The organism is Sphingopyxis sp., assembly GCF_050916055.1.
GTDB lineage: Bacteria > Pseudomonadota > Alphaproteobacteria > Sphingomonadales > Sphingomonadaceae > Sphingopyxis.
Genome location: NZ_CP051527.1, coordinates 2,021,012 through 2,042,750, shown reverse-complemented (window position 1 = coordinate 2,042,750; position 21,739 = coordinate 2,021,012). Strand labels below are relative to the sequence as shown.

General features: G+C 66.4%; 20 protein-coding genes and 1 tRNA gene. 9 read left to right on the top strand and 12 right to left on the bottom strand.

What is annotated here, in order from left to right:
• Positions 1 to 9: 9 nt before the first annotated feature.
• From HEQ22_RS09965 to HEQ22_RS09950, 4 genes are all read right to left on the bottom strand, one after another.
• On the bottom strand, positions 10 to 909 hold the full coding sequence (locus HEQ22_RS09965; RefSeq protein WP_432767747.1) for a TraB/GumN family protein: 900 nt from the start codon (positions 907 to 909) through the stop codon (positions 10 to 12).
• The gene (locus HEQ22_RS09960) at positions 906 to 1,856 is read right to left on the bottom strand and encodes a TraB/GumN family protein (RefSeq protein WP_432767746.1); all 951 of its coding nucleotides are present in this window, start codon (positions 1,854 to 1,856) and stop codon (positions 906 to 908) included. Before HEQ22_RS09960 ends, HEQ22_RS09965 begins: the two co-directional genes overlap by 4 nt.
• A 62-nt stretch (positions 1,857 to 1,918) precedes the next feature.
• Complete coding sequence (locus HEQ22_RS09955) at positions 1,919 to 2,569, bottom strand: hypothetical protein (protein WP_432767745.1); 651 nt, start codon at positions 2,567 to 2,569, stop codon at positions 1,919 to 1,921.
• Entirely contained in the window at positions 2,538 to 2,768 is a 231-nt protein-coding gene (locus tag HEQ22_RS09950; protein WP_432767744.1) for a helix-turn-helix transcriptional regulator, read from the bottom strand. The genes HEQ22_RS09955 and HEQ22_RS09950 overlap by 32 nt, the downstream gene beginning before the upstream one ends.
• A 227-nt stretch (positions 2,769 to 2,995) precedes the next feature.
• On the opposite strand from HEQ22_RS09950, the gene HEQ22_RS09945 reads away from it, so the two are divergent.
• The 6 genes from HEQ22_RS09945 (at position 2,996) to HEQ22_RS09920 (ending at position 10,416) form a co-directional block, all read left to right on the top strand.
• Positions 2,996 to 3,877 carry a glycine--tRNA ligase subunit alpha gene (locus HEQ22_RS09945; protein WP_432770852.1) on the top strand — a complete coding sequence of 294 codons (882 nt, stop codon included), beginning with the start codon at positions 2,996 to 2,998 and terminating at the stop codon, positions 3,875 to 3,877.
• Between the two features lie 148 nt (positions 3,878 to 4,025).
• Positions 4,026 to 6,299 (top strand): glycine--tRNA ligase subunit beta, encoded by a 2,274-nt coding sequence (glyS, locus tag HEQ22_RS09940; protein WP_432767743.1) that lies wholly within the window; start codon positions 4,026 to 4,028, stop codon positions 6,297 to 6,299.
• A gap of 197 nt (positions 6,300 to 6,496) precedes the next feature.
• Positions 6,497 to 9,172, top strand: coding sequence for a pyruvate, phosphate dikinase (gene ppdK, locus HEQ22_RS09935; protein ID WP_432767742.1), 2,676 nt, complete (start codon positions 6,497 to 6,499; stop codon positions 9,170 to 9,172).
• An 18-nt stretch (positions 9,173 to 9,190) separates the two neighbouring features.
• Positions 9,191 to 9,766, top strand: a complete 576-nt coding sequence (locus tag HEQ22_RS09930; protein ID WP_432767741.1) for a DUF1214 domain-containing protein — start codon at positions 9,191 to 9,193, stop codon at positions 9,764 to 9,766.
• Between the two features lies 1 nt (position 9,767).
• Positions 9,768 to 10,295, top strand: a complete 528-nt coding sequence (locus HEQ22_RS09925; RefSeq protein ID WP_432767740.1) for a DUF1254 domain-containing protein — start codon at positions 9,768 to 9,770, stop codon at positions 10,293 to 10,295.
• 44 nt (positions 10,296 to 10,339) lie between these two features.
• Positions 10,340 to 10,416, top strand: a tRNA-Arg gene (locus HEQ22_RS09920).
• A gap of 73 nt (positions 10,417 to 10,489) precedes the next feature.
• Here the strand turns inward: HEQ22_RS09920 and HEQ22_RS09915 are convergent.
• Entirely contained in the window at positions 10,490 to 11,725 is a 1,236-nt protein-coding gene (locus tag HEQ22_RS09915) for a sensor histidine kinase (RefSeq protein WP_432767739.1), read from the bottom strand.
• A 159-nt stretch (positions 11,726 to 11,884) separates the two neighbouring features.
• On the opposite strand from HEQ22_RS09915, the gene HEQ22_RS09910 reads away from it, so the two are divergent.
• Positions 11,885 to 12,301, top strand: coding sequence for a hypothetical protein (locus tag HEQ22_RS09910; RefSeq protein WP_432767738.1), 417 nt, complete (start codon positions 11,885 to 11,887; stop codon positions 12,299 to 12,301).
• A 59-nt stretch (positions 12,302 to 12,360) separates the two neighbouring features.
• Positions 12,361 to 13,362: a fumarylacetoacetate hydrolase family protein gene (locus tag HEQ22_RS09905; protein WP_432767737.1), complete on the top strand. Its 1,002-nt coding sequence runs from the start codon at positions 12,361 to 12,363 to the stop codon at positions 13,360 to 13,362.
• A gap of 33 nt (positions 13,363 to 13,395) precedes the next feature.
• On the opposite strand, the gene HEQ22_RS09900 is transcribed toward HEQ22_RS09905, so the two are convergent.
• The 7 genes from HEQ22_RS09900 to HEQ22_RS09870 form a co-directional block, all read right to left on the bottom strand.
• Positions 13,396 to 14,358 carry a type II secretion system F family protein gene (locus tag HEQ22_RS09900; RefSeq protein WP_432770851.1) on the bottom strand — a complete coding sequence of 321 codons (963 nt, stop codon included), beginning with the start codon at positions 14,356 to 14,358 and terminating at the stop codon, positions 13,396 to 13,398.
• Positions 14,359 to 14,458: 100 nt separating this feature from the next.
• Positions 14,459 to 15,430 (bottom strand): type II secretion system F family protein, encoded by a 972-nt coding sequence (locus HEQ22_RS09895; RefSeq protein WP_432767736.1) that lies wholly within the window; start codon positions 15,428 to 15,430, stop codon positions 14,459 to 14,461.
• A 66-nt stretch (positions 15,431 to 15,496) separates the two neighbouring features.
• On the bottom strand, positions 15,497 to 16,783 hold the full coding sequence (locus tag HEQ22_RS09890; RefSeq protein WP_432767735.1) for a pilus assembly protein CpaE: 1,287 nt from the start codon (positions 16,781 to 16,783) through the stop codon (positions 15,497 to 15,499).
• The gene (locus tag HEQ22_RS09885; protein ID WP_432767734.1) at positions 16,780 to 17,430 is read right to left on the bottom strand and encodes a CpaD family pilus assembly protein; all 651 of its coding nucleotides are present in this window, start codon (positions 17,428 to 17,430) and stop codon (positions 16,780 to 16,782) included. Before HEQ22_RS09885 ends, HEQ22_RS09890 begins: the two co-directional genes overlap by 4 nt.
• A gap of 25 nt (positions 17,431 to 17,455) precedes the next feature.
• Positions 17,456 to 18,955, bottom strand: a complete 1,500-nt coding sequence (locus HEQ22_RS09880; RefSeq protein WP_432767733.1) for a type II and III secretion system protein family protein — start codon at positions 18,953 to 18,955, stop codon at positions 17,456 to 17,458.
• Position 18,956: 1 nt separating this feature from the next.
• The gene (gene cpaB, locus HEQ22_RS09875) at positions 18,957 to 19,979 is read right to left on the bottom strand and encodes a Flp pilus assembly protein CpaB (RefSeq protein ID WP_432767732.1); all 1,023 of its coding nucleotides are present in this window, start codon (positions 19,977 to 19,979) and stop codon (positions 18,957 to 18,959) included.
• Positions 19,980 to 20,024: 45 nt separating this feature from the next.
• The gene (locus tag HEQ22_RS09870; RefSeq protein WP_432767731.1) at positions 20,025 to 20,513 is read right to left on the bottom strand and encodes an A24 family peptidase; all 489 of its coding nucleotides are present in this window, start codon (positions 20,511 to 20,513) and stop codon (positions 20,025 to 20,027) included.
• A 92-nt stretch (positions 20,514 to 20,605) separates the two neighbouring features.
• Between HEQ22_RS09870 and HEQ22_RS09865 the strand changes: the two genes are divergently transcribed.
• On the top strand, positions 20,606 to 21,736 hold the full coding sequence (locus HEQ22_RS09865) for an NAD(P)/FAD-dependent oxidoreductase (RefSeq protein ID WP_432767730.1): 1,131 nt from the start codon (positions 20,606 to 20,608) through the stop codon (positions 21,734 to 21,736).
• Positions 21,737 to 21,739: the final 3 nt, after the last annotated feature.

Genomic DNA, 21,739 nt, shown 5'->3' with positions numbered 1-21,739 from the left:
TGGGCGGCGTCACTGGGCGCGCGTCACCTTCGTCCCCGCCGCCTCCAGCATCGCCGGGACGCTGTCGGTGCCGACCAGATGCCCGGTGCCGACCGCCACCATCACCGTACCCGGCCGCGCCATCCGCGCCGCGATCCAGGCCGTCCAGCGGCGGTTGCGTTCGGTGACGATCGCGCGCCGCGCCGCCGGCACCGCGTCGATGTCGGCGTTGATCTCCGCCGCCAGCGTCGCGACATCGCCGCGCGTCCACGCGGCGACCAGCGTGTCGATGTCCTGCATCGCCGCATCCGATCCGGCGGCGGCGCGCGTCAGCAGCGTGCGCTGCGTCGCGGGGTCGAGCGTTTCGAACAGCATCAGCTGCCCGCGCGCCGTCTCCAGCCCGCTGATCGGCTTGCCGGCGGCCTTGAACCGCGCGGTCAGGCCCGGCTCGACCCCGTCGGAGGACGACAGCCCGGCATTTTTGGCGGCGCGCTGCGCCATCAGCACCACCACCGCCCAATCGTCGAGCGTGTCGCCGCCGAAGTCGCTGCCGCTCGCTTCCAGCGCGCGATACCTTGTCAGTGCCGGCTGCGGCAGGCGCGCATCGATCGCCAGCGGGGTCGCGCGCGGCGCCAGCTCGCCGAACACCTCACCCGCCGCCGCGAGCTCGCCGGGCGCCAGCTCCATCACCAGTTCGCCGGCACTGTCGATCGCGCCCGCGACCTTGCCCCCGTCCCAGTCGGTGCCGGGGGGCAGCGCGTGCATCGTGCCGAGCAGGTAGACGCGGGTGTCGGCGTCGGCGACCAGCCACATCGCCGGCTGCGCCTGCGGCCCCGGTTCGGCGGTGCCGCACGCGGCGAGCAGGCACGGCAAAAGGGCCGCCGCGATGCGGCGACCCCAAGGCCGGGCGGGGCGTCCCCCCTCGATCAATAGTCGACCCGCGTTGCGGTGAGTCCGCGATCCTTCAGATAATCCTGGACGCTCTTGTCGCCCGCCAGATGTCCGGCGCCGACGGCGACGAACACCGTCCCTGGCTGTTCCATCCGCGTCTTGATCCGGTCGGCCCAGCGGGCGTTGCGGTCATAGAGCAGGATCTTGGCGAGCTCGGGCGTTTCCGCCATGCTTTCGTTCATCGCGACCGCCAGCCCGTCGGGATCGCCCTTGCCCCACAGCACCACCATCTTGTCGAGCACCGGGCCGAGCTTGTCCATGTCGCGGACCACCGAATTGAGGAAGCTCAGCTGGTCCTTCTCGGGCAGCGCGTCGAAAAAGCCGAGCTGTTCGCCCAGCGTTTCGAACCCCGCGATCGGTTTGTTCGCGTCCTTGGCAAAGCGGGTCAGCTGCTTTTCGGCGCCCTGTTCGGGATCATAGCCCAGCTTGGTCAGCGGCAGCACCGACAGGGTGACGCCCGCGAACCAGGGCTCGAAGCTGTCGAAGGCGTTGGCGGGCAGCCCGACCCCGGTCATCGCGGCCTGATAGGCTTTCAGCTCGTCGGCCGACAGCCGCGACGGCAACGTCGTGCCGTTCGGGTCCACGGCCAGCGGCATCATCACCTTTGCCACCTCGCCCTGATCCTCGGGCATCACCAGTTCGAGCATCATCTCGTCCGATGTGTCGAAGGCGTCTTTCACCGCTTCGTCGAACCAGCTGAGGCCGGGTTTCAGCACATGGACGGTGCCGAACAGATAGATCGTCGTATCCTCGTCCTTCACCACCCACAGCGCGGGGTCGGCGTCGACCGTCGCCGCGGGGGCTGCCGCGACCGCGGTCTTGGCCGGCTCGGCGGCGGCGGCGACATTGCCGCCGGGCAGCACCGCGCACTGGGCGAAGGGAATGACCGCGCAGGTTGCGGCGAGGGTCTTGAACCAGCTCTTCATGATGACATCATCTTTCGTGTTTCGGCCATATGGCCAAGGGGGGGATGGAAGGGCGGAGGGGATCAGCGAAATTTGAACCAGCAATAAACGACGGCGTTGACCGCCATCGACAGCGCGAACAGCGGCATCGCCTCGACCGGCGGTGCCAAGTCGGCGCGCGCGAGCACCCACCAGACGGGGCAGGGGAAGATAAAGGCGTAAAAGCCCGCGAGCGCGGCGCGGTTATAGGCGTCGCGCTCATGGTCATCGACGGTGCGGTGATACAGGATCAGCGCCACGGTCAGCCCGGCCACCCACAGCACCGACAGTCCGGACGCCAGCGCCGGGGTCAGGGCGCTGTCGCTGAGCAGGTCGGCGTTGCCCCCGGCCTGCAGCATGATCGCCGACACCAGCCCGAGCGCTCCGGCGAGCAGGATGCTGATCCAGTAGAGCCGCTTGCGCGGCGACCATCGGGCGAACCAGTCGGCGTGACGGCGCACGTAAAGGGCGAAGGCGGCCGCCCCCAGCGCGATGGCGATCATTGCCCCGGCCCACGGCGACAGCGCCGACTGGCCGTGCTCGACGCGCGCTTCGCTGTAGCCGGCAAAGCCGCCGGCGAGCATCGCGGTGCCGATGAAGATGGCGATCGGCCAGGCCATGCCCGGCGTGCGCGGCTCGCGCGGCACGGGGGGATCGCGCAGCTCATTCACCATCGCCATGTCCTTCGCGGCCATCGTCGAAAATCTCCTCGATCGGCATGGCGAACAGCCGCGCCAGCTTGAATGCGAGCGGCAGCGACGGGTCGTATTTGCCCGTCTCGATCGCATTGACCGCCTGCCGCGACACGTCGAGCCGGTCGGCCAACTCTGCCTGGCTCCAGTTCCGCATCGCGCGCAGCACTTTCAGCTGGTTGATCACATGCGATCCCGTCATGCACGCCTGACCGAATGTCAGGTGTTATTGACTAAATGACATGATTCGCTGACTGTGTCAACAAGACCTGACATTCGTCGCGCCACGCGGCACCTTTGCCAACATCCGCCGCTCGCGCACCTTGACCCTGCGCGCCCGCTGCGCCAAGGGCGGCGACACTTGTTGCACGTGCGAAAGAGCGGACATTGGCCGACGCGGCAGAGACGAAATCCTTGAGCTTTCAGGACATGATCCTGACGCTGCACGCCTATTGGGGCGCGAGCGGCTGTGCGATCCTTCAGCCCTATGACATGCGCGTCGGCGCCGGGACGTTCCACCCCGCGACGACGCTGCGCAGCCTGGGGCCCGAACCGTGGAACGTCGCCTATGTCCAGCCGAGCCGCCGCCCGACCGACGGCCGCTATGGCGAGAACCCGAACCGGCTCCAGCATTATTACCAGTATCAGGTGATCCTGAAACCGTCGCCCGCCGACCTGCAGGAGCAGTATCTGGGTTCGCTGGCGGCGATCGGTATCGACCCGCTGCTCCACGACATCCGCTTCGTCGAGGACGACTGGGAGTCCCCGACGCTCGGCGCTTGGGGGCTGGGCTGGGAGGTCTGGTGCGACGGGATGGAAGTCACCCAGTTCACGTATTTTCAGCAGATGGGCGGCTTCGACTGCAAGCCCGTCGCTGGCGAGCTGACCTATGGGCTGGAACGCCTCGCCATGTATATCCAGAATGTCGACAATGTGTACGACCTGCGCTTCTCCGACCCCGTCGGCGACGTGCCGGGGGTGAGCTACGGCGACGTGTTTCTGGAAAACGAGCGTCAGTTCTCGAAATGGAATTTCGAGATTGCCGACACCGACAGCCTGTTTGCGGGGTTCAAGGCGGCCGAAGAAGAGTGCAAGCGTGCGATCGACGCAGGGGTGCCGCTCGCGGCCTATGACCAGGCCATCGAGGCGAGCCATTTGTTCAACCTGCTCCAGGCGCGCGGCGTGATCAGCGTGCAGGAACGCGCCAATTACATGGCGCGCGTCCGCGACCTCGCCAAAGGCAGCTGCAAGGCGTGGATCGACAGCCAGTCGGCCGCGTGGACCGCGAAATATCCGGGGTGGGTGTTGTGATGGCGGCCGCACCGATCCTCCCCCAACGGGGGAGGGGGACCATGCGTAGCATGGTGGAGGGGTACGCGGTGTCGAGCGCGGCGGATGCGGGCCTGTACCCCTCCACCAGCTTCGCTGGTCCCCCTCCCCGTGCCGGGGAGGACCCGCAATGACCGACTTCCTTCTCGAACTGCGCTCGGAAGAAATTCCCGCCCGGATGCAGGCCGGCGCGCGGGCCGAGCTCGACAAATTGTTCCGTGCGCAACTCGCCGCTGCGGGGATCACTGTCGGCGACCTCAGCATTTGGTCCACCCCGCGCCGCCTCGCGCTGACCGCACGCGATCTGCCCGACGCGACCGCCGCGGTCAGCGAAGAAGTCAAGGGTCCGCGCAGCAGCGCGCCGCCGCAGGCGCTCGAAGGATTCCTGCGCAAGACCGGCCTGACGCAGGACCAGCTCGAAGACCGCGATGGCGTCTGGTTCGCGGTGATCGACAAGCCCGGCCGCGCGACCGCCGAGGTGCTCGCCGAGGCGATCCCCGCGATCGTCCGCGGCTTTGCCTGGCCCAAGTCGATGCGCTGGGGCAAGGCCAGCGCGAGCAGCGAAAGCCTGCGCTGGGTGCGTCCGCTGTCGGGCATCGTCGCGATCTTCGGCGAAGAGCTGATTCCGTGTGAAGTTGGCGGCGTCGCGTCGGGCTATGCGACGCGCGGCCACCGCTTCCACTGCCCGGGCGAGATCACCATCGGCTCGGCAGCGGACTATGCCGAAAAGCTGCGCGCCTGCCACGTCATCGTCGATCATGCGGAGCGGCAGGATATCATCCGCGACGGCGCTGCGAAAGCCGCCGCCGATGCCGGCTTGACCCTCGTCGCGGACGAGGGGCTGGTGATCGAGAATGCCGGGCTCACCGAATGGCCGGTGCCCTTGCTCGGCCGCTTCGACGAGGCCTTCCTCGAAGTGCCGCCCGAGGTCATCCAGTTGACCGCGCGGGTGAACCAGAAATATTTCGTTGTGAACGGTGTCGACGGCAAGCTCGCCAACGGCTTCGTCTGCACCGCGAATATCGATGCGATCGATGGTGGCGCACAGATCGTCGCGGGCAACCGCAAGGTGCTGGCGGCGCGCCTGTCCGATGCGCGCTTCTTTTGGGAGCAGGATCGCAAGATTCGGCTGGAAGAGCACGCCAAGAAGCTGGATCGCATTACGTTCCACGAGAAGCTCGGAACGGTTGCCGCCAAGGTGCATCGCGTCACGGAGCTAGCGTTGTGGCTTGTGCAAGCTGACGTTGTTCGCCCGCTCGAGAATAGCCCTCAGGGGAAAATCGAACTTTACAATAATGTTCGAGACGCAGCTTCATTATCGAAGGCCGACCTCGTCACCGAAATGGTTGGAGAATTCCCTGAACTGCAAGGCTTGATGGGCGGCTACTACGCCCGTGCTGAAGGCCTGCCGGATGCGGTCGCCGACGCGATCCGCGATCATTACAAGCCGGTCGGGCAGGGCGATGACGTGCCGACCGCGCCGGTCACTGTGGCTGTGGCGCTGGCAGATAAGCTGGACAGTTTGTTAGGCTTTTTTGCTTGGAATCTGAGTCCGACTGGGTCGAAAGACCCTTTCGCGCTGCGGCGCGCCGGCATCGCGTTCAATTCGTTGTGCGAAGCCAATAACCTGCGGTTGAACCTAAGCGATGCGGCGCTCGTCGGTGGATGGCGGTTCATCTATAATCGGGTTTACGCCGATGAACATTTCCAAGCAGCCTTTATCGAATACTACTTCACGCCCGAGCAACTAGAAGATGATCGGTTTGGTGAGTGGTTTGATAAGTCTGAAGAGGGCCTTTGGACCTATGCAAAGACCGATACGGCCCGCCTCACTGCCAAGCTGCTCTCATTTTTGGCCGACCGCCTCAAAGTCCAGCAACGCGAAGCCGGTGTCCGTCACGACCTGATCGACGCGGTGTTTGCGCTCGGGGGCGAGGATGATCTGGTTCGGTTGCTCGCGCGGGTGAAGGCGTTGCAGGCGTTTATGGCGACCGAAGACGGGGCGAATTTGCTGGCGGGGTATAAGCGCGCGGCCAATATCTTGAAGCAGGCGGGAGGCAGCAGCACCCCGGCGAACGCCGGGGCCCAGGGTGACCTGGAACCGACGTCGGCGGACGCAGGCCCTGGGCTCCGGCTTTCGCCGGAGTACATGACGGCGCATGATGCTGCGCTGCTCGACGCCCTCGACACCGCCGAACCCGCCGCCGCCGCCGCGGTCGCCGAGGAGCGCTTCACCGACGCCATGGCCGCGCTTGCGTCGCTGCGCGCCCCGATCGATGCGTTTTTCGAGGGCGTGATGGTCAACGATCCCGACGAAGCGGTTCGCGCCTATCGGCTTGGTCTGCTGGCGCGCTTTACCGGTGCGGTGCATGGTGTGGCCGATTTCTCGAAGATCGAGGGATAGGGCCAACCCACAATTATGTTCGTGTCGAGCGAAGCCGAGACACGGTGAAGGCACGAACGACCGATGGGCATCTCGACTTCGCTCGATGCGAACGGGGTAGGGGCGCTTTGGGAACGACAAAGCAAAACTGAATCGACCAAGAGCGATTGCATACCTATCCAGCCGCAACCTCCTCCCCGGGGCAGCAGGAGCATGACATGACGACGCCTACCCAGACAAACATGGTGCATCTTTTTGGCGGCGACGCGACGACGGCTGAGCGTTCGAAGGAATTGCTGGGCGGCAAGGGGTCGAACCTGGCCGAAATGGCCTCGATCGGCCTGCCGGTGCCGCCGGGGTTTACGATCACCACCGATGTCTGCACGGCCTATTATGCCAACGGCGAGCAATATCCCGCAGGGCTGGTCGAAGAGGTCACCGCGGGCATCGCGCATATCGAAGGGATCACGGGCAAGCGGTTCGGCGACGCCGCCGACCCGCTGCTCGTCTCGGTCCGCTCGGGCGCGCGCGTGTCGATGCCGGGGATGATGGACACGGTGCTCAACCTCGGGCTCAACGACCGCACCGTCGTCGGCCTGGCTGAAGCCTCGGGCGACGCGCGGTTTGCGTGGGACAGCTATCGCCGCTTCGTCCAGATGTACGCCGACGTCGTCATGGGGCTCGACCATGCCGAGTTCGAAGAGGCGCTGGAAATCGCCAAGGAAGACAGGGGCTTCTACCTCGATACCGAGATGTCGGCTGAAGACTGGCAGGCGCTGGTCAAGGAATATCAGGCGATCGTCGCGCGCGAAACCGGCGCGCCGTTCCCGCAGGAGCCGAACGACCAGCTGTGGGGCGCGGTCGGCGCGGTGTTTGCGAGCTGGGAAAGCGACCGCGCGAAAGTCTATCGCCGCCTGAATTCGATCCCCGCCGAATGGGGCACCGCGGTCAATGTCCAGGCGATGGTGTTCGGCAATATGGGCGACACCTCGGCGACCGGCGTCGCCTTCACCCGCGACCCGGCGACCGGCGAGCGCGCCTGGTACGGCGAATGGCTGATCAACGCGCAGGGCGAAGACGTCGTCGCGGGCATCCGCACGCCGCAGTACCTGACCCTCACCGCGCGCGAGCGTGCAGGCGCCAAGCCGCTGTCGATGGAAGAGGCGATGCCCGAAACCTTCGGCGAGCTCGGCCGTGTCTTCGATACGCTCGAGACGCACTACCGCGACATGCAGGATATCGAGTTCACCGTCGAACGCGGGACGCTCTGGATGCTGCAGACGCGCAGCGGCAAGCGCACCGCCAAGGCGGCGCTGAAGATCGCGGTCGACATGGCGGCCGAGGGGCTGATCAGCGAAGAGGAAGCGGTGACCCGCGTCGATCCCGGCGCGCTCGACCAGCTGCTCCACCCGACGCTCGATCCGAAGGCGCCGCGCGATGTGCTGACCAAGGGGCTGCCCGCCAGCCCCGGCGCGGCGTCGGGCATGATCATGTTCACCGCCGACAGCGCCGAGAAAGCCGCGGCGATGGGCGAGGCGGTGATCCTCGTGCGCGTCGAAACCAGTCCTGAGGACATCCACGGCATGCACGCGGCGAAGGGCATCTTGACCGCACGCGGCGGGATGACCAGCCACGCCGCGGTCGTCGCGCGCGGCATGGGTCGCCCCTGCGTCTCCGGCGCCGGCGGCCTCTCGATCGACGGCAACGCCCGCATATTGCGCGTCGGCGGGCGCGAACTCCGCGAGGGCGACATCATCACCCTCGACGGATCGACCGGCGAAGTGATGGCGGGCGAGGTCAAGACGCTGCTGCCCGAACTGGTCGGCGATTTCGGTACGCTGATGGTGTGGGCCGACAAGGTGCGCCGCATGAAAGTGCGCGCCAACGCCGAAACGCCCCAGGATGCCCAAGTCGCGCGCGATTTCGGCGCCGAGGGTATCGGGCTTTGCCGCACCGAACATATGTTCTTCGACGCCGCGCGCATCACCGCGGTGCGCGAGATGATCCTGGCCGAGAATGAGGCGGGTCGCCGCGTCGCGCTGGCCAAATTGCTGCCCGAACAGCGGGCGGACTTTGCCGGGATTTTCCAGGTGATGGCGGGGTTGCCGGTGACGATCCGTCTGCTCGACCCGCCCTTGCACGAATTCCTGCCGACGCGCGAAGAGGATTTCGCCGATGTCGCCGAAGCGGCGGGGGTGGGGATCGAGGCGCTGAAGGCGCGCGCCAATGAGCTCCACGAGTTCAACCCGATGCTCGGCCATCGCGGCTGCCGCCTCGGCGTCACCTATCCCGAAATCTACGAGATGCAGGCGCGCGCGATCTTCGAGGCGGCGTGCGACGTCGCCGCCGCAACCGGCGCCGCGCCGATCCCCGAGGTGATGATCCCGCTGGTGGCGACGCGCCGCGAGTTCGACCTGATGAAGGCGGTGGTCGATGCGCAGGCGAAGGCGGTGTTCGCCGAAAAGGGCCGCGAGATCGCGTACCTCGTCGGCACGATGATCGAACTGCCGCGCGCCGCGCTGATGGCGGGCGAGATCGCCGAGACGGCGGAGTTCTTCAGCTTCGGCACCAATGATCTCACCCAGACGACGATCGGGATCAGCCGCGACGATGCGGGACGCTTCCTGACGCAATATGTCGACAAGGGCATCTTCCTGACCGACCCGTTCGTCAGCCTGGATGTCGAAGGTGTCGGCCAGTTGATCGAGATCGCCGCCGAGCGCGGGCGCAAGACGCGCCCTGACGTCAAGCTCGGCATCTGCGGCGAGCATGGCGGCGACGCGCCGAGCATCCATTTCTGCGAAAAAACCGGCCTCGACTATGTCAGCGCCTCGCCTTACCGTGTGCCGATTGCACGGCTGGCGGCAGCACAGGCGGCGTTGAAGGCGAAATAGCCCGGGGGGAGGCGCGTCATGAAGAGCTGGCACCGCTATGCGATCACCCTTGTGGGCGGGTTGGCGGTGGGGCTCGGCGCCGCGTGGGCGCTCACGGGCGGCGGACTCGGCGACGGCGCGATCAAGAACGGTCCGTGGACGACCTCGCTCGGTTACGGGACCAAGGCGACCGATCCGCTGACGCGCGCGATGGTCGCGCGATCGGGGCTGTTGGCGCTGCCGGCGAAGGAAACCGTCTACTGGATGGCGAGGACCGACGCGGCGGGCGCGCCGCTCGACGGAGACTGCCGCTACAGCCTGTCGGGCACGCCGCTCAATGCACGCTGGTGGAGCGTCACCGTCTATGACGACAAGGGGTATCTCGTCGCCAATCCGGCGGGTGTCTGGTCGGTCAACGGCGCCAATGTCGCGCTCGATGCGAAGGGCGAATGGCGCGTGACGATTTCGCCCGACAAGCCGGAGGATGCGGCTTGGCTGCCGGGGACCAGGGGCCGACCCTTTCAGTTGACGCTCCGCATGTACAACCCCGGGGAGGCATTTCGTGCCGAACCCACGCAGGCGGTGCTCCCGCGGCTCGTCAGGGAGGGTTGCTGAGATGCGGCGCTGGCTCGGCCCAATCCTGTTCGGCCTGATCGTCGCGGCGGCGACGGCGTGGGCGGCGGTGCTTTACATCCCCTTCGGCCTGATGACGATCGCGATGGACCGGCTGGGGCAGGGCGGTATCAACACCATGTCCCACGGCAATCTCGCCAACCCCGCGCGCCAGCCGGTTGTCCGGCCCAGTCCCGACCTCGCCTATTCGAGCTGCCCCTATGACCTGTCGAAGGGGCCGGTTGCGATCGACGTGACGCCGGTTCCCGGCCGCTATAGTTCGCTGAGCATCTTCGATGCCGCGACCGACGTCATCTTCGTGCGCAACGATGTCGAGGCCGGCGGCGAGCCCTATCGAATCATCGTCGCGCGCGATGGACAGCCGGTCGCCGCGGGCGCCGAAGTCGTGCGGACGGGCCACGACCGCGGCCTCGCGCTGATCCGCCTTTTGCTGAAGGACCCCGCGGAAATCGCCGGCCTCGACAGGCTGCGCCGCCAATCGTCCTGCGTCCCGGTCACAAAGCTGAAATAGGGGGTTGCGCCCCCGCGCACCGCCCCTTAAAGGCGCCTCTCCACGCACCCGTAGCTCAGCTGGATAGAGCACCAGACTACGAATCTGGGGGTCGGGCGTTCGAATCGCTCCGGGTGCACCATTTCCTTCAAATCGATGTCGAATGCGGCGCGGCGCGGCCGATCTTGGCGCGCGGCGAAGATGCGGCGGCGGCGTCAGCTGCCGTCGGCGAGCGGGAAGGTGACTGCGACGCGCGTGCCTTTGCCGACCTCGCTGTGGATATCGAGCTGGCCCTGATGGCGCTCGCTGATGTGCTTGACGATCGCCAGCCCCAGCCCGGTGCCGCCGACCGAGCGGCTGCGCGCTTCGTCAACGCGGTAGAAGCGTTCGGTCAGGCGCGGCAGGTGATCGGGCGCGATGCCGTCGCTTTCGTCGCTGACCGCCAGGCGGATGCGCGGACCCTCACGCACCAGTTCGACCGTCACCGGCGTCCCCGGCCGGCCATATTTCATCGCGTTCGAGATGATGTTGTGCGCGAGCTGGCCGATCTGCGCGGCATCGCCGTGCATCGGCTGCGCGCCGTCGCCCAGCCTGGCGACAATATCCTTCGCGCGCCCTTGTTCGCTGTCGGCGAGCTGACCGATCGTCGCGCGGACGACGTCGGCGAGGTCGATCGGCGTCGTCGGACGGCGGAACCGGTCGGCCTCGACGCGCGAGATCGACAGGAGGTCGATCACGAGCTGCTGCATCCGTTTCGCCTCGCGCTCGATGATCGAGAGGAAGCGGTGCCGCGTATCGGGATCGGCGTCGCCGTTCATGTCCTGCAGCGTCTCGACATAGCCCAGGATCGCGGCGAGCGGCGTGCGCAATTCGTGGCTGGCGTTGGCGACGAAATCCGACCGCATCCGGTCGGCGGCGTCGATCGCGGAGCGGTCGACCAGAAAGATGATCCGTTCGCCCGCCGCCAGCACCGCGACCCGCATCGTCCAGCGTTGGCCCGGACGCGGGAAATCGAGCAGGTCGATCGTTTTCAACTGCGCCGGCGGGTCGCTTTGCGCCAGCCAGTCGGTCGCGGCGGGATGGCGGATGGCGGTGCGGATGTCGGCACCGACGATGTGCCGCCCGAGCAGCCTGATCGCGGCATCGTTGGCGATCGTCACGATATTGTCCGCGGTGCCGAGCAGCGGTTCGCGCTCCTGATCGACCCAGCGGGCAAAGTCGGGGTGGCGCAGCAGCGATTCCGTTTGCGGGGAGGGCGGGCCGGCAGGCGCGGCGGCGCTGGGCGCGGGCGGGGTGGTGGGGATCGCTGCGTGGACGACTGCGGCGGAGGCGGCGCCCGCCAGCGTCAGGATCGCGATCGACAGCGCGTCGCCGCCGGCAAGCGCCGCGAATATCGCCGCGACGGCGACCAGGGTCAGCGCAATCACCAGGCTGGACAGGCGGTCTAGCATCGCTGCCGCGCCTCGCACGAAGGAACATCGGGCGCAAGCGCGATTGCCGCCAGCGTCCAGCGATTAACGCTTTGCCGCCAGCTGTGCCAAAGCGGGATGGCGGGCCGCCGCGTCGGTGTTTTGCTTTTCCTGCCAGCCCCATTGAGTTATGCGCCGGTGATGGAAAACAGCGATATCCCGATCGACGAGCCCGCGCCCGAGAGCGACGATAGCGTCTCTTCGCGCCGCCGGATGCTCGCGCTCGGTGCGGTCGGGGTGTCGGCGGCGCTGACGATCCGTCCTGCCTTTGCCCAGACCGCAGTGTCGGTGATGAACTGCCAGATCCCGGTGCCCGGCCCTGCGGGCGCGGGCCAATATATCGACACGCGCGGCATATTGGTCCCGGCGGGCACCAAGGGGGCGTTTCCGGGGTCGCCGCGCCCATTCACCGGCGAAGAAGTGAAGCGCGCGTTTCGTGGCCAGACGCTGCCGGGCGCCAGCTACGATCAGTCGCAGGCCTATCTGCAATATATACGGCGCTTGCAGGCGGGGCAGAGCGGCTTTACCTGTTTCGCATCGATCACGATACCGCGCTGATCCTTGTCTCCCTTGGCGGTGACGAAGGCGTCAGCCCGTCGCCAGTCAAAGGAAATAGTGTGAAATTAGCCTCGCTCAAGCATGGCCGCGATGGACGGCTTGTCGTCGTGTCCGACGACCTCGCCTGGTATGCCGACGCCGGCGCGATCGCGCCGACGATGCAGGCGGCGCTCGACGAATGGGCGACGGTCGGCCCGCGGCTTGAGGCGCTGGCCGAAGACCTAAACCATGATGCGATCCCCAAGGAACGCTTTCACGAACGCGATGCCGCCTCGCCGTTGCCGCGCGCCTATCAGTGGGCCGATGGCAGCGCCTATGTGAACCATGTCGCGCTGGTCCGGCAGGCACGCGGCGCCGAAATGCCCGACAGCTTCTGGCACGATCCGCTGATGTATCAGGGCGGCAGCGATGCATTCCTCGCCCCGCGCGATCCGATCCCGCTCGGCGATCCGGCGTGGGGTTGCGACATGGAGGCCGAGGTGGTGGTGGTGACCGGCGACGTTCCCGCCGGCGTTGATCCGGTCGCGGCGCGCGAGCATATACTGCTCGTCGGCCTGACCAACGATGTTTCGCTGCGCGGGCTGATTCCGGCCGAGCTTGGCAAGGGGTTCGGTTTTTTCCAGTCCAAACCATCGAGTGCCATGTCGCCGGTGTTCGTGACCCCCGAAGCCCTCGGCGCGCGCTGGCAGGACGGCAAGCTTCACGGCACGCTGTGCGTCGATCTGAACGGCGAGCCGCTCGGCCGCGCCGATGCCGGGGTCGACATGACCTTCGATTTCGGCGCCCTGATCGCCCATGCCGCAAAAACGCGTAACCTGGGCGCAGGGACGATCATCGGATCGGGCACAGTATCGAACCGCGATGCCGACGGTGGCCCGGGCAAGGCGATCGCGGCCGGCGGGCTGGGCTACAGCTGCCTCGCCGAAGTGCGCACGGTCGAAACGATCGTCGGCGGCGAAGCGCAGACGCCGTTCATGCAGGGCGGCGATACGGTGCGCATCTGGATGGATGACGACCGCCACCACAGCATTTTCGGAGCGATCGAACAGCAGGTGATGTGAGAGCGAGGGGGCGGAGACACCCGCCCCCTCGTCTCAGTTCTTGGCGTTGCCCGACATCGCGCCCGACGACATGGCGTCGCTCAGCGAGCAGGCAGCCGGCCCGAGGATCACGATGAACAGCACCGGCAGGATGAAGAGGATCAGCGGCACGGTCATGATCGCCGGCAGACGCGCCGCCTTTTCCTCGGCGCGCATCATGCGTTCGTTGCGGAATTCGGCCGACAGCACGCGCAGCGCCGAGGCGAGCGGGGTGCCGTATTTCTCGGTCTGGATCATGGTGGTGACGACGCCCTTCACCGATTCCAGATTGACGCGATAGGCGAGGTTTTCGAAAGCGCTGCGGCGTTCGGTCAGGAAGCCGAGCTCGATCGAGGTCAGCGCGAATTCCTCGCCCAGTTCGGGGTAGGCGCGGCCCAATTCCTTCGATACGCGCGAAAAGGCGGAGTCGACCGTCAGGCCTGCTTCGGCGCAGATGACCAGCAGATCGAGCGCGTCGGGCAAGCCCTTGCGGATCGCATCGGTCCGCTTCGTGCGCTTGTTCTGGACGAACAGATCGGGTGCCTTGTAGCCTAGCAGCAGCGCCCCCATCGTCGCGCCCGAACGCTTGAAAGGCGTCAGATCGGGCCACATGTCGACCCAATAGATCAGGAAGGCGGCGAGGCCGCCGAAGATGATGGGCAGCACCAGCCGCCCGAAAATCACGGCGACTGCGAGGTCCTTCGAGCGGATGCCGGCCTGTGCCAGCTTCTGCTGAACGTCCTTGATCTGGCCTTCCTGCAGCACTTGCAGCTTGCCCAGGAACGTCCGCATCCGGTCGGCGGTCTGATTCTTGCGGACCAGCTTGGCTCGGCGTTTGGCCGTCGACGCGGTGATGCCGGCCTTCAGCTGTTCGCGGCGTTCGTTCAGCGCCTTGACGCGTTTCGCCATCGGATCACGAACCGTGAGTGCGCCGTAAATCGCCATGATGACCGCAAGCACGCCGACCGCGGCGAGCATGGTGCTGGCCCAGATAATGTCGACGCCGAACAGGGTCGGGCCGGGCTGGGCGCCGGTGAAGGCGGTGAGGAGAAGGCTGCTGTTCACTGGTCCCGCTCCTTCAGATTTCGAAGCTGATCATGCGCGACATGATGAAGACGCCGATGCTCATCCAAACGAGCCCGCCGAGGCCGGCGATGATCAGCCGTTCCTCGACGAAGAAGCCCGCGAGATAGGAGGGGTTCATCATCCACACGAGCCCGAACACGAAGAAGGGCAGCGAACCGACGATATAGGCCGATGCCTTCGCTTCCGACGACATGGCGCGGATCTTGAGCTTCATTTGCGCCCGCTTGCGCAGCACGTCGGACAGATTGCCGAGCGTCTCGGCGAGGTTGCCGCCGGTCTCGCGCTGGATCGCGATGGTGATGCAAAAGAACTGGAACTCGGCGGTGCCGAGCATCTGCGCCGATTCCTGTAGCGCCGCCTCCATCGTGTTGCCGATGCGAATGCGTTCGACGACGCCCTTGAATTCCTCGCCGACCGGGCCTGGAAGTTCCTGGCTGACGACCTGAAAGGTTTCGGTGACCGGCAGGCCCGACTTCAGGCCGCGCACGAGCAGATCGATCGCGTCGGGGAAGCGGGCGTTGAATTTGGCGATACGCTTGGTGATCAGGCGGCCGACGACGAGATAGGGCAGGCCCAATCCGGCGAGCACCCCGATCAGGGCAGCGAGTCCGAAAGGCGCGCGCATCGCCAGCAGCCCACCGGTTGCGACCACGAAGACGGCCATGGAGGCGAACATATACTGGCTGACGGTCCAGCCCTTGCCGGTGCGGCGCAACCGCAGCGCCATCTGCTCGCGCCGCGGCATGAAATTGGAGATACGGATATTGCCCTGGCCGCTGGTCGACTGGATGGTCTTGCGCATCTGCGCCGCCACGACCGCCTCGGTCGAGGCGGCATGGCGGTCCTTGACCATGGCGAGACGGCGGCCCTTGGCCTTGCTGGCCGACGGCCCGCCGAGCAGGATGACGAGCATTGCGAAGGCCAGAAAGGCGCCGCAGATGATAAGGATCACTGACAGGTTCATGGTCGCTGTTCGTCCGTTTCCGTCGCCGGAAGCAGCGGCCGGGCCATCCCGGTCGCCGCTTCGCCGTTACTTCGCGCCTTTTTTCGCCATCATGCCGCCGATGCCGCCGAGCTTGCCCAGCAGCGATCCGCCCGATTTGCCGGATTTGGCCTTGGCAGGTTTGGCGGCGGCCTCTTCGGCTTCGACGTCGGCACCGTCGAGGACGATGCGCATCAGGTTCGTCCACACCTGGCCCGCCTTGGTGCCCTTGCAGATTTCGGCGTAGGATTTGCCGAGCTTTGCCGACTGGCTGACCAATTTGGGATCGAAGGGGATGACGATGTCGATCGGGCGTTCGATCGAAGATTCGAACTCCTTGCGCGACAGTTCGCCGATCGCATTCTGGAACTTGTTCGCGACCAGCACGACGCGCGAGCCGGGTACGTTCTGCTTGAACCAGGACAGCAGGCGGATCGTGTCGCGCGCCGACGCCAGAGTGACGTCGCTGACCAGCATGATCGTTCCCGCTTCCGACACCAGGTGCGGGAAGGGGATCAGCACCTGGCGCGGGAGATCGACGATCGTCATCTCGAACGCGTTGCGCAGCTCTTCTTCCAGCTGGAAAAAGGCCGAGCCGTCGGTCATCACCGGCTGGTGGATCGGCGCTTCGGCCGACAGCAGGCTGAGCTTGTCCGATGCCCGTACCATCGCGCGTTCGATGAACAGTCCGTCGATACGGCTGGGGTTGTCGATCGCATCGATCAGGCCGCGGCCGGGCTCGAGGTCGAGCGTCAGCGCCCCGGTGCCGAAATGCAGGTCGAGGTCGAGCAGCGCGGTCTGGCGATCGGCCTGTTCGCTGATCGCCCAGGCGAGCGAGGTCGATACCAGCGAGGCACCGACGCCGCCGCGCACGCCGACCACCGCCATCATATGATGCGGCTTGTCGTCGAGCATCTCGGCATGTTTCGGCGCTGCGAGCATCGCCTGCGCCATGGTCAGCGATTCGCGGACCTGATCGAGCGACAGCGGCTTGAGCAGATAATCCTGGATGCCGCTCGACAACAGGTCGCGATACAGGCGCACATCGTTGACCTGACCCGCCGCGATCACGACGGTGCCGGGCTCGCAGACTTCCGCCAGCGCATTGATGTCGTTGATCGGGTCGCCCGATTCGGACATGTCGACGAACAGGATGTTCGGGCTCGCCGAAACCGACAGCGACTGCACCGCGTTGCGCAGGCCGCCCTTGTTACATTTTTCGACCGGCCAGCCCATGTCGGCGGCCGCGACGCGGATCAACTCCAGCGTATCGTCGTCGCACACGAAAGCGCTGAACGGATCGCGCAATCCCGCGAGTTTGAAAGGTGCGTTCACTTGCCGCCTCCGTCGCTGTTGCTCGTTGCCTGGCTGCGCAGGTCGCCCGCGCCGGTCAGGGGTTTTTCACGATAGGTCTTGATCGCGCGCGTCGCGGTCGACGGATCGTTGCGGGTTTCGCCGGTGCCCTTGATCAGGTCGTTCGGATCGGCGACCATCGAGGCCAGATTGCTGTTGGTCGCGCAGCCATAGTTGGACGACGTCGCATTCTTGAAGTTCACCGAATATTTCGTTTCCCAGTCCGGGCAGCCCGGGACGTGGGCCGAGGCGCGGGTGATGACCACGCGCACATGCCCCGGCGGCACCGCGCCGGTGGTGACCGGAACCTCAGGGCTCAGCAGCAGCCCACGGCGCTCGACCATCGAACGGATCGTGGCATGGGCCGAGGTGGCGCCATAGACCGAGGGGTCGTCGACCGAAATGCGGTCGCCATAGCGCGCGCCCATCGTATCGAGCCAACCCTGCAACCGGCCCTGTTCACTGGGCGGCAGCTCGCCGCTCGTCGCGGCGACGTCGAATTGATAGATGGCGTTGCGAACGACCGGCTGGTGGACCGATTCCAGGCTGGTGTTGCTGGTGGCGCTGCCGGCGCAGCCGGCAAGCGAGGTGGCCAGCGCCAGGACCGTCCAAGTTGCGATTTTGTTCATCACTTTGCTCCTGAAAACCAGCGCGTCACTTGATGCTGAAGCCCGGCGACACGTCGCCGGTGCCGCGCGGACGGTCGGCGTCGCCGACCGACGTGTCGAGGCGCGGCTTGGGACGATCGCCGCCGGTCACGCCATCGCTCTCCTTGCCGAGCAGCAGCCGGGCAAGATCGTTCGAGTTCTGATAGGCATCGGTCGGCAGCTTGATGTCGTTCGCCGACACCGGCTGAACGAGATACGGCGTCACCACGATCACCAGTTCGGTTTCGCCGCGACGGAAGCTGTCCGATTTGAACAGCATGCCGAGCAGCGGCACATCGCCGAGGCCGGGCAGTTTGTCGATCGCGCCGATCGAACGGTTGTTCATCAGGCCGGCGATCATGAAGCTTTCGCCCGAACCGAGTTCGACCGTCGTTTCGGCGCGGCGAATGGTCAGCGCCGGAATCTGGAAGCCTTCCATCTCGATCGCGCCTTCGGTCGACAGCTCCGACACTTCGGGGCGGACGCGCAGGCTGATGCGGCCGTTCGACAGCACGGTCGGCGTATAGGCGAGGCTGACGCCATATTTGCGATATTCGATCGTCGTGCCGGCGAAGTTGCCGGGGATCGGGATCGGGAATTCGCCGCCGGCCAGGAAGTCGGCGGTTTCGCCCGAGATCGCGGTCAGATTGGGCTGCGCCAGCGTCACCACCATCCCCGAGCGTTCGCCGAGATCGAGCGACGCAATCAGGTCCATACCAAATAGACGACCGGCGGCGCCGAGGCTGTTGATGCCGGCTGGGGTGTTAAACCGGTAACCCGTGGTACCGGCCGGCAACGGCGGCTCGCCTTCACCGCCGTACAGAATTTCGCCGGCCGAACGGCCACGCGATACGCTGCCCAGAAAGCCGTTGCCGAGAACGCCGTCGCGATCGCGCGACAGAACGTTGCCGCTGATCTCCTTGACCAGCGTCCGGTTTACTTCGGCGATGCGGACTTGCAGGTTGACCTGCAGCGGCGTTGCGGTGCGCAGGCGCGAGAGCACCTTGGTCTCTTCGCCGACGAAAGCCTGAACGAGCCGTTCGGCTTCGGCGGCGTCGTCGGGCGACGCCACGGTGCCGGTCAGCAGGACAAAGCCGTTCATCGTGTTCGATGCGATGGTTGCGTCGGGCATGGCGAGCGACAGCATCTGGTCGATCGTCTCGATATTGTTGCCGACGCGGGCGACCGTCGAATAAACCACGCGGCCGCTGGCGTCGGTGGCATAAATGCTCGTTTCGCCGGGCGCCTTGCCGAAGATATAGAGCTGACGACCCGAACGGACCTGTACGTCGGCGACCTCGTCCTTGGCGACGAAGACGTCGGTCATCGTGGCCGGCAGGTTGATCAGGCGCCCGCGACCGACCGACAGGTCGATGCTGTTGCTGGTGTTATGCGTCGCCTGGGCGGCCGCCTGCGGGGCGGGAGCCGATGCCAGCGCTGCTGCCACCAGGCCGACGGCCAGGGTGCGGGCAAGCGCCACCGCCTTGAAATTGGCTTTGCTGTTCATCTCAATTACCCCCAACAGGAATTTCGGACACCTTGTCGCCGCGCGTGATGCGGACGACGGGGCCGCTGGGCGCCATGCTGATCGACGGCGCCGAAATCGCAGCGGACGACGGTGCTTGACGGGGCGCCGAGACGCGACCGCTCACCGGGATCCAGAAGCGAGAAATATCGCCGCCGGTCGTTGCCGACTTGGCGGTGGTCGGACGGTTGGCGGCTTCCGCCATCATCCGACGCTCGGCCGCGGTGCCGCCCTTGGCGGGAACATTGACCTCGCCCGAGGCGATCGCCGCTTCGAGTTCCCCGCTGCTCTCCGCAAGGGGACGCAGGGCCAGCGAAATCTTGCCCATGCTCTGGGCGACGGCGATGCGTTCGGCGATTTCGGGCGTCGCCTCCAGCGTCACCGAACCGAAGGTGCGGACCGGCGTCTTGCCCGTCTCGTCCTCGGCGTCGAAGCGCTGGTCGGTGGCGAGCACCCGGACGTTGCGAACGATCGTTTCGGCGGTGAACAACTGCTTGTCGGGATAGCTGCTGCGCTCGGTGTCGATATCGATCGTCTGGGCGAGCACGACATCGACGCGGTCGCCCGGGAAGACGAAGCCGGCAACACCCTGTTCCTGCGAAACCTTGACCGTCACGGCGCGCATGCCGGGGCCGAGCGCCGCGGCAAGGAAGCCGCGATCGTCGGGATGCACGAGGGCGCCCTGCGTCAACGGCTGGCCCGCGGTGATCGGATAGCGCACAACGGTGCCGACCAAAGTCTGCACGTCGGTCTTTTCTTTCATGAAATAGGCCTTCTCGACCAACTCCTTGGGCCAGGGCTGGAAGCGGAAACTGTCCGGGCCGATGATCGTGCCGACGGGCAGCTGCCGTGTCGCCACAAGGATCATCGGGCCGTTGATGTCCGGCGCCGCGGCAGCGCGTGCCTCCGGAGCGGACGCCCCGCGCATCATCTGGTTGACCCCGAACGCCGCGCCAATGGCAATGATCAGCGCGCCGACGATCAGCATTATCTTTCGCGTATCCACGATTTTTTGCCTCCTAACGCCGACCAGAGGTGGTGGCGCTTGCCCTCAACTCGAAGCGATAGACTGAAAGTGGTTAAGATATTGTTGGTGAAGCGCCCAAAGGCCGGCGGCGGCGATCGCGACGCCGTAGGGCACCTCGACCGGATTGTCCGACGGGCGGATTTTGGAATAGACGAGCATGACCGCCGACAGGATTCCGCCGCCGATCGCCATCACCGTCAGCATCGGCAGGAACAGCGGCAGCGGAATCCACAGCATGACGGCGCCGATCATCTTGACGTCACCGCCACCCATCGCGCCGACAGCGAACAGGCCGACAAAAACGAGAAAGACCGCGAACGAGGCGCCGAACTGGAGCGCGGCGTCGGGCCACCAGGCGAGCCCGGTGGCGATCCAGAACGGGATGGCCAACAGCGCGATTGCGGCGTTCAGGCCGTTTGAGATGGTCCGCGAGCGCAGGTCGCTGATCGCGGCGGCGATCATCAGCAGGGCCAACAGAGCCGACAATGCAAGGGAGATCGCGCCGCTTTCCATCGGCCTTCCCCTAGCGATCATGGCTTACCAAAGGGTAACCATGTCCCGGGCGCGCGGCTTGCATTCCGCGGTCCAGCCGATATGCGGCGGGGATGACCGCCGCGACGCCTTCGTCGACAGACATATTGATCGTCGGCGCGGGGATCGCCGGGGCGAGCCTCGCGGCGGCGCTGGCGCCTTATCGCCGCGTGATGATGATCGAGGCGGAGGATGCGCCGGGTTATCATGCAACCGGGCGGTCGGCGGCGTTCTGGCAGGAAAGTTACGGCGGCGTCGGGGTCCAGCCACTGACGGCGGCCTCGTTCGCGGCGCTGCACGACCCCGATCCGGGCTTTTCCGATCGCGGTTTCCTGGCGCCGCGAACCGCACTGGTGGTCGGGCGCGCGGCAGAGGCCGCGCGGATCGACGCATTTGTTGCGGCTTTCGACGCGCAAGGTGTGGACGTGGCGCGCGTTGGCGCCACGGCGCTCGCGGCCGCTATCCCCGGTCTTCGCCCCGAATGGAGCGAAGCCGCGTTCGAACCTTCGTGCTGCGATATCGACGTCGGGCGCCTCCACAGCGCCTATTTGCGCGCGGCCCGGCGGCGCGGGGCGACGCTCGCGACGCGCACGCGTTTCGTTGCCGCCCAACGGCGGGACGGCGGCTGGATTGCCCAAACGTCGCAAGGGGATATCGACGCAGCGGTGATCGTTAACGCGGCCGGCGCGTGGGCCGATCAGGTGGCGACGGCGTGCGGCGCGGCGCCGGTCGGCATCCAGCCCTACCGGCGGACGGTGGCGCAGGTCCGCCTCGATGTCGCGACCCCAGCCGGCCTGCCGCTGGTCGCGCACGTCGGCGGCGACTTTTATTTCAAGGGCGAAAGCGAGGGGCGCATCTGGTTGAGCCCGCATGATGAAACGCCATCCGAGCCGTGCGACACCGCGCCCGACGAGGTCGATGTGGCGATCGCGATCGACCGGCTGCAATCGGTGGTCGACTGGCCCGTCGCGGCGGTCGAGCGCAAATGGGCGGGGCTACGCAGCTTTGCACCCGACCGGCTGCCGGTGTTCGGACCCGACCCGGCGGTTCGGAATTTCTTCTGGTGCGCCGGGCAGGGCGGATTCGGCATCCAGACCGCTCCGGCGATCGCCGGCTTGACCGCGGCGCAGCTTGGCGCGCCAGTGCCGGGCGGCGCTATCGGTGCCATCGATCCGGCTGTCTTCGCGCCGTCGCGCTTCGTCTGATAC

What these genes read in the sequence shown, in the direction of transcription:
- HEQ22_RS09960 (WP_432767746.1), bottom strand. Translation starts at nt 1,856, where the DNA reads ATGAAGAGCTGGTTCAAGACCCTCGCCGCAACCTGCGCGGTCATTCCC.
- HEQ22_RS09955 (WP_432767745.1), bottom strand. Translation starts at nt 2,569, where the DNA reads ATGGCCGCGAAGGACATGGCGATGGTGAATGAGCTGCGCGATCCCCCC.
- HEQ22_RS09950 (WP_432767744.1), bottom strand. Translation starts at nt 2,768, where the DNA reads ATGACGGGATCGCATGTGATCAACCAGCTGAAAGTGCTGCGCGCGATG.
- HEQ22_RS09945 (WP_432770852.1), top strand. Translation starts at nt 2,996, where the DNA reads ATGATCCTGACGCTGCACGCCTATTGGGGCGCGAGCGGCTGTGCGATC.
- glyS (WP_432767743.1), top strand. Translation starts at nt 4,026, where the DNA reads ATGACCGACTTCCTTCTCGAACTGCGCTCGGAAGAAATTCCCGCCCGG.
- ppdK (WP_432767742.1), top strand. Translation starts at nt 6,497, where the DNA reads ATGACGACGCCTACCCAGACAAACATGGTGCATCTTTTTGGCGGCGAC.
- HEQ22_RS09930 (WP_432767741.1), top strand. Translation starts at nt 9,191, where the DNA reads ATGAAGAGCTGGCACCGCTATGCGATCACCCTTGTGGGCGGGTTGGCG.
- HEQ22_RS09925 (WP_432767740.1), top strand. Translation starts at nt 9,768, where the DNA reads ATGCGGCGCTGGCTCGGCCCAATCCTGTTCGGCCTGATCGTCGCGGCG.
- HEQ22_RS09915 (WP_432767739.1), bottom strand. Translation starts at nt 11,725, where the DNA reads ATGCTAGACCGCCTGTCCAGCCTGGTGATTGCGCTGACCCTGGTCGCC.
- HEQ22_RS09910 (WP_432767738.1), top strand. Translation starts at nt 11,885, where the DNA reads ATGGAAAACAGCGATATCCCGATCGACGAGCCCGCGCCCGAGAGCGAC.
- HEQ22_RS09900 (WP_432770851.1), bottom strand. Translation starts at nt 14,358, where the DNA reads ATGCTCGCCGCGGTCGGCGTGCTTGCGGTCATCATGGCGATTTACGGC.
- HEQ22_RS09895 (WP_432767736.1), bottom strand. Translation starts at nt 15,430, where the DNA reads ATGAACCTGTCAGTGATCCTTATCATCTGCGGCGCCTTTCTGGCCTTC.
- HEQ22_RS09885 (WP_432767734.1), bottom strand. Translation starts at nt 17,430, where the DNA reads ATGAACAAAATCGCAACTTGGACGGTCCTGGCGCTGGCCACCTCGCTT.
- HEQ22_RS09880 (WP_432767733.1), bottom strand. Translation starts at nt 18,955, where the DNA reads ATGAACAGCAAAGCCAATTTCAAGGCGGTGGCGCTTGCCCGCACCCTG.
- HEQ22_RS09870 (WP_432767731.1), bottom strand. Translation starts at nt 20,513, where the DNA reads ATGGAAAGCGGCGCGATCTCCCTTGCATTGTCGGCTCTGTTGGCCCTG.
- HEQ22_RS09865 (WP_432767730.1), top strand. Translation starts at nt 20,606, where the DNA reads ATGACCGCCGCGACGCCTTCGTCGACAGACATATTGATCGTCGGCGCG.